General features: G+C 43.7%; 6 protein-coding genes. 1 reads left to right on the top strand and 5 read right to left on the bottom strand.

Annotated elements, in window-relative coordinates; all coding sequences use genetic code 11:
* Window positions 1-280, top strand: a 280-nt coding sequence (locus tag WBA23_RS17670) for a glycosyltransferase (RefSeq protein WP_424583610.1), incomplete at its 5' end; no start/stop codon positions are given.
* Here the strand turns inward: WBA23_RS17670 and WBA23_RS17665 are convergent.
* From WBA23_RS17665 to WBA23_RS17645, 5 genes are all read right to left on the bottom strand, one after another.
* Window positions 277-1,983 (bottom strand): hypothetical protein, encoded by a 1,707-nt coding sequence (locus WBA23_RS17665; RefSeq protein ID WP_424583609.1) that lies wholly within the window; start codon window positions 1,981-1,983, stop codon window positions 277-279. The genes WBA23_RS17670 and WBA23_RS17665 overlap by 4 nt on opposite strands.
* Complete coding sequence (locus tag WBA23_RS17660) at window positions 1,922-3,289, bottom strand: hypothetical protein (protein ID WP_424583608.1); 1,368 nt, start codon at window positions 3,287-3,289, stop codon at window positions 1,922-1,924. Before WBA23_RS17660 ends, WBA23_RS17665 begins: the two co-directional genes overlap by 62 nt.
* Before the next feature lie 3 nt (window positions 3,290-3,292).
* Complete coding sequence (locus WBA23_RS17655; protein WP_424583607.1) at window positions 3,293-4,786, bottom strand: TolC family protein; 1,494 nt, start codon at window positions 4,784-4,786, stop codon at window positions 3,293-3,295.
* A gap of 6 nt (window positions 4,787-4,792) precedes the next feature.
* On the bottom strand, window positions 4,793-5,482 hold the full coding sequence (locus WBA23_RS17650) for a LytR/AlgR family response regulator transcription factor (RefSeq protein WP_424583606.1): 690 nt from the start codon (window positions 5,480-5,482) through the stop codon (window positions 4,793-4,795).
* A gap of 148 nt (window positions 5,483-5,630) precedes the next feature.
* Window positions 5,631-6,150: sensor histidine kinase (locus tag WBA23_RS17645; protein ID WP_424583605.1), on the bottom strand; the 520-nt coding region annotated here is incomplete at its 5' end.

Here is a 6,150-nt window from a genome sequence, read left to right as displayed (position 1 = left end):
TGATCCTTGGGCCCGGGGTAAGTGTGGTTTTAAGGCTTTGCAGTATCTTGCGTTGGGCATTCCAGCCGTAGTTTCGCCAGTAGGTGTCAATCAAACTATTGTACAAAATGGCGTACACGGCTACCATGCTACCACCGAAAACGAGTGGTATACTGCACTAGAAAAGCTGTTAACCGATGTCCAACTACGAGAAAAGATGGGATTAGCCGGACGAAAACAGGTAGTTGATCACTATTCGGTCGCAGCCAATACTGCTAATTTTATGAAACTATTACCTTAATAATCGTAGCGAACCGGCGCAATATTAGCACGAAGTCCCAATGACAAAAAGCCCACCGACTGCCCCTGAGTAGTTTCGGCGATATCCGTTACGCGATAAACGTAGCGAAGGTCAAAAAATACGTTATGCCACGCTTGATACGTTGCGGCAGCTTCGGTAATTGTTAGCTCGGTGGGTATGCCTTGACCCAAATCATTGCCATAATCCTGTTCACGAGTACGATTATCCAACAGAATATTATTACCCCAATTAGAAGTTAGCGTATCAGTTCCGTACTGGGTTCGGATTAGACTTCCCTTTAAGCTCAAACGAGGTAGAGGCTGGTAGCGAGCCACCAATACTATCTCCCTTAAGTTAGCTCCTAACGGATGAGCCAATGGCTGTCGATAGTGCGTGTACGAGCGATAAAGGTCTTCGTGAGCGTAGGTGTAAGGGCGAACCCGGTTGAACTCAAACTGAAAGTCTAGATTCTTGATAGCGAACGCATCAATGTACTTCCCTCCAATTTGCAAAGCATATTTATTTCCCCACCACCCCCGATTATCACTTAGTTCGCTAACAATTAGTTCATCGAGCAAAAACTGACCATACACGTTCAAGTGCTTGCCAATAATCCAGTCGGCATCTAACCCTAACAAAGCATTACCCTCGCTACCGTTTTGCTGCTCAATAGCGCGAAAGAAAGCAAAAGGATTCAAATAACGAGCGTCAAAGCGCTCCGACTCATCGCCGTACATAATCGCTTCAAACAATCCAATGTTAAGTCGATCGGTGACGTCAATTCCTATCCGATGTAAGGCAAGATGTTTAATGGGAAAACCTCGAGTGCCGAACAAGCCGGTTGGGTTCCCAAAAATATCGGCAGTAAGCTGTCCCAGCAAATACGTGAAATGAATGCGCCATACATTTACATCGCTGCGGAAGTAGGCATAATCGTTGCTAAAATCCGACAGGATCAGTGAGCGAAATCCATTCCCGATAAAGTGCTTGCCGTATCCCAGTTCTAACCCTACGTGCTGGGTAGCCGAGAAATTAATATGTCCGCGGGTAGTCAGAAAGTCTACACCTCGGTCGCCGTAGCCCTTCCAAAAACCCTGATATGGCAAAGTCAGTGTGCTTTGAACGTAGTCATAAGCAAAACCCGGCGGAGCCATCTGATTTTCACCAATGTAGGAATAGAAACCAATTTTATCATCGATAGTACCTTCTACCTGAATGCCCCGGGTATTGATAAACGGAGTTCCACTTCGTTCATCACTTCCCACCCCAAAGTACAGTACCGGATTAACGCGCAATAAAAGACCGTCCGTTTTCACGTGCCAGAAGTCAGCCGGACGTTTGTATAGATGGCGTAGTATTGGTTTTCGAGCAACGGTATTTCCACTATCGATAAAAGGCCAATGATCGTTAGCGAGATAATCAAAATTAAATTTATCGGTTTTAGAGAGATTTTTATTATCCAGCGAATCCAACCAAGCTCCGACAGAAGATCGTCGGTACGTTTTCACATTACTATCAAAAGAAAATGCTTGTCGCCCCTGAAGTATTTCGTAACGAGAGAGTAGATGATAGTAATCATTGTTTAGCGGCACTCGGCTTCCCTGGCTAAACCCAACCGATGAAATTAGTAGCCCAACAATACTAAGCAGGTAAACTTTCGGGCTGATGAACTGATGGTATAGAAGTGGATTTTCTCGCTTCATTTGCGTGATGCCAAAGTATAATTAATCCGGACAGATAGAAAGGAAACATAGGAATCTTGTACCGCACCAAACTCCCAAAATTATAGGTAGAAATTCCAACGGCGAAAGAGAACGCCACCCCAAATAGCAGACAGAATAAAATGATCGGATTGCTCCCAATGAGAGAAAAAGAACGAAACAGTCCGGCTTTAACGAATACGTACAATGTAATTAGCAGCGTAGCGAGACTTTCTAAAGCAGATAATAACATTACCGGATTATAAGCTTCCCAAAGGTAGGGGCGAAACAGCGTAACGTTTACGGCTAACGGAAACTTCCGCAACATACCGGCCGGACTAAAATCATAGTCACCTAGCGTATACACTGACCCACCCTGCTTTTCGCCAACGTAAGCCAGATAGCGAGCGGTAATCTCAGCAGTTTCTGATACTTTTTCCAAAGCGTAGCGGTTGTTTCCCTCACCTACTTTTAGTACCGCGTAATAGCCGATTGTAGCAGCAATTCCAATAATAAAAGGAGCGATCATTAGTCGCAGCGGGGTAGAAGAAATTTGCGATGAGTAACTCATAAAAACCCAGAGCAGTGCTGCTGGTAAAAAACAAAGCGCGATATAGATCTTGATGGCGTAGATTGTATAAAGTGCTAGAAGGAGCATCACACTACTGAAAACCAGTGACTTACGCTCAAAGAATACACGCACAATGGCCCACGTTGCCCACCCAAGGGCTCCCAATGTAATAGTGTCTTTTAATATTCCAGAACCCCAAAACACTACCGAGGGCACAAAAAGTATAGCGAACGCTAACACTCGATGCAAATCTGGGTAGAATTTACAGAACGTCTTATACAGTGCCCACACTCCTGAAAAGCTTATTGCCGCGAATAGTATGGCAATGGCCGCATACGAGTGTAGTGTAAACAAGCCTAGTACCGTTATAATGCGAATGACAAAATATTCCGTGGACGACCTAAACCAGTACATGCGAGTAGCATAGTTGAATATCTCCGGAGTATATTCTCCGTTGGCTAGTAATAACTGTAAACCCACAGCGGGATCATCCGAAAAAGCTTCTAAAACGATACTAGCATTTCGATGATAATTAAATGTATCACCACTCGGTTGCCCACCCCCGTAGTAAAACTGATAGATAAAACCCACCGCAAGCGCACCAAAGATCTTTACTCCTAAGGCTGGAATAAAGTAGCGATGAGTTAACGGATTGGTGAACATAGGACGAATCAAATATGCAAGCCCCAAAACGAGGGCTAATACAATAGGAGCAACCAGTATGTCTACAAAACCCATACGCTAAAAAGTAAGCGGTTTACCTAAATAAAAATCCAATACCTTTAAACTCAGTAAGTAGTTGTATTTAAACTGCAAAGCATCGGCCTCAGCCGCAGTCAGGTCGTTTTGGGCTTGGTTGTAGGCGTAAACATCTATTGCCTGGGCTTGATAACGGCGTTCGGTATCTTGGAAGGCTCGCTGGAACTGATCTACTCTACGCTCGGCAGCTTGGTACTGCTGGGCATTAGCCCGAACATTGATGTACACCTGCTCAATGGTCTGACGGAGTAGGTTTCGTTGATTCAACTCATTGAGCCGAGCATTCTCCAGTCCGATCTGAGCATTGGAAACGCTCGATTTTACCTGCCAGTTGTTGAAAATAGGAATATTTAGACTAAGCTGAAGAAATCGCTGATAATTGAAGTCTAACTGATTTAGATAGGTATTTTCAGTAAATTCGGTTGGAACATTCGCTTCGGTAGACACCGGGAACCTACTGCCGGGTGTTAGGCCGGGAAATCCATTGGGGATAACTAAAAAGTCACCGGTAGGAACAATCTGAGTGATGTTATCGGTGCCTGATACCGGAATTTGGGATGGTGCTATACTAGAATATTGAGAAAATAAGCTACCAGTCAAATTAAGACGAGGATAAAAGTCCGCTTTGGCAATAGCAATACCGTATAGAGCAGCATTTACCTGAGCCTCCGCCTGTTTAATTTGGGGCAAATTCATTGCACTCTGTTGGTAAACTTCGTAGGCACTACCAGGTAACTGCGTGCTTTCGGGCAAATCGAAGGCCGGTTCTTCAACTTCAATAACCTCATCTTCCGGAATTAGCAGTAATTGGCGAAGCTGAAGTTTGGCTAAAGCCAAATTATTGGTGGCATTAATAATATTTAGCTCATCAGTAGCCTGCTGAGATTCTAGCTGAAGTACATTGCCAATAGGTAGACTTCCGGCATCTACCAAACGTTGAGTACGTTCTAGCTGGCTTTGGGTAGACTGGGATGTAAATTGAGTGTTGCGAAGCAACTCTGCATTAAGCAAAATCTGAACGTAGGCCTCTACCACATCTAAAATTACTTCATTCTGTTGGGCTTCAAGTCCGTACTGACTATCTAGCAGATCCAGTTTGTTTCGCTTTATCGTCTTTAGCTTCCGAAAACCGTTGAATAGTAATAGGTTGGCTGAAATACTAAGGTTTTGCTGTCGAATTGGTTGGCTGACATACTCATTAGTGAATGGATTGATCGTTCGCCCGACGTTATATTGAAGGTTAGAACCAGCATTCAGCGAAGGTAATAAATCAGCTTTCGACTGCTCCAAAGCTACTTGCGCTTGCAGTACATTTAGCTCAGTAGTCCGCACGGTAATATTATTCTTGATCGCTAGATCAATGCATTCAGCTAATGACAACTGGCGAACATCTGCTGATGGGTTTTCTTGAGCAGTTAGTGAGTGGGAAATAAAGACGAATGAGGTGAGGTAGATAATGCGGGAGAAGAACTTCATGGTTAACTAGTTTCGATCCAATTTAGCCATAAATTGCTCTCGATACATATCTCCTAGCGGAATATCTTGCTTGGCCACCGTCAGGTTACGCCTTCCTACCGATTCAAGGTGTTCAAAGTTGATTATATAGCTACGATGCACCCGCAAAAATCCAGTGGGCAAAGAAGTTTCCAGCGACTTCATAGTTAGCAAAGCAATCACTGTTTTTTGGGTGGTATGAATCTTCACGTAATCCTTTAGTCCTTCTATATAGTGTATATCGGCAAATCGCACCTTCACCATATCGTACCCCGACTTTACGAAGATGTAATCCTCACTGGGCGGTACCGATTGTTGCTCGCCAGTTAGAGCCTGCTGCGCTTTATTGGAGGCTTTTAGAAACCGTTCAAACGTAAATGGTTTGAGTAGGTAGTCCACCGCATCTACGTTAAATCCTTCTACCGCATGTTGAGCGTAAGCCGTAGTGAAAATCACTTTAGGCGAATGGTCCAAGCTTTTAATGAATTGTAATCCGGTAATTTGCGGCATTTGAATGTCCAAAAACATCAGATCAATTTTTCCCGAGTTAAGTAACGGCAACGCATCTAAGGCGCTACTGAAAGACTGTTCTAACAATAAAAACGGAACTTTCGCGGCAAAATCTTCCACTAGGTCTAATGCCAGAGGCTCGTCATCAATCGCAATACAATTAATCATTATCTGCCAAGTATACGGTGTAAAACAATTGAAATGAAGTAGTTTGTCTCATTCTCCTTCGTCCGGCAGATGTCTATAGGCCGGAAACATACGCAGAAGCGGCAAGAATTTATTAGCAAAAACAACTAATTTCTTACATGCTCAGCAACTAATCGGCAAGCTGAAGATTCAATTCGGCAATAAAGATATCTTCCCGAGGTTCAACTCGCAAGGAATGCCGCCCGGGGTACAACAGATCAAGTCTCTTTTGAATATTAACCAAACCAATACCCGAATAAAGATCTTTCTGCTGAGCCTGATTATTCTTGGTGTTTTTAACTCTAAACCAAAGTTGTTCCTTTTCAACTTTCAGTAAAATATTAATTTCAGATCCGCCCTGATGAATGTTACCGTGTTTGAAGGCATTTTCCACAAATGGCTCCAGCAGCATGGGTGCAATCATTTTACCTTGCCACCCCCCCGATGTTTCAAAAAACAGATGAGCCTCTCGATGAATTCTTAGTCGTTGTAGATCGAGAAAATTATGCAAATGGTCGATCTCTTGCTCCAGAGAAATCTGCTCCGCACTAGAATCATACAGAATGTAACGCATCATCTCCGACAGCTTAACAATTGCCTTGGGCGCATCGTCCGACTTTCGAACGGACAAAGAATAGATGCTATTTAGG

Origin of the sequence: Tunicatimonas sp. (genome assembly GCF_049647865.1) — a bacterium.
GTDB lineage: Bacteria > Bacteroidota > Bacteroidia > Cytophagales > Cyclobacteriaceae > Tunicatimonas.
Note: the sequence above shows the minus strand (reverse complement) of the source record. Positions and strands in the feature narration are given on the sequence as shown.

What these genes read in the sequence shown, in the direction of transcription:
- WBA23_RS17650 (WP_424583606.1), bottom strand. Translation starts at nt 5,482, where the DNA reads ATGATTAATTGTATTGCGATTGATGACGAGCCTCTGGCATTAGACCTA.
- WBA23_RS17655 (WP_424583607.1), bottom strand. Translation starts at nt 4,786, where the DNA reads ATGAAGTTCTTCTCCCGCATTATCTACCTCACCTCATTCGTCTTTATT.
- WBA23_RS17660 (WP_424583608.1), bottom strand. Translation starts at nt 3,289, where the DNA reads ATGGGTTTTGTAGACATACTGGTTGCTCCTATTGTATTAGCCCTCGTT.
- WBA23_RS17665 (WP_424583609.1), bottom strand. Translation starts at nt 1,983, where the DNA reads ATGAAGCGAGAAAATCCACTTCTATACCATCAGTTCATCAGCCCGAAA.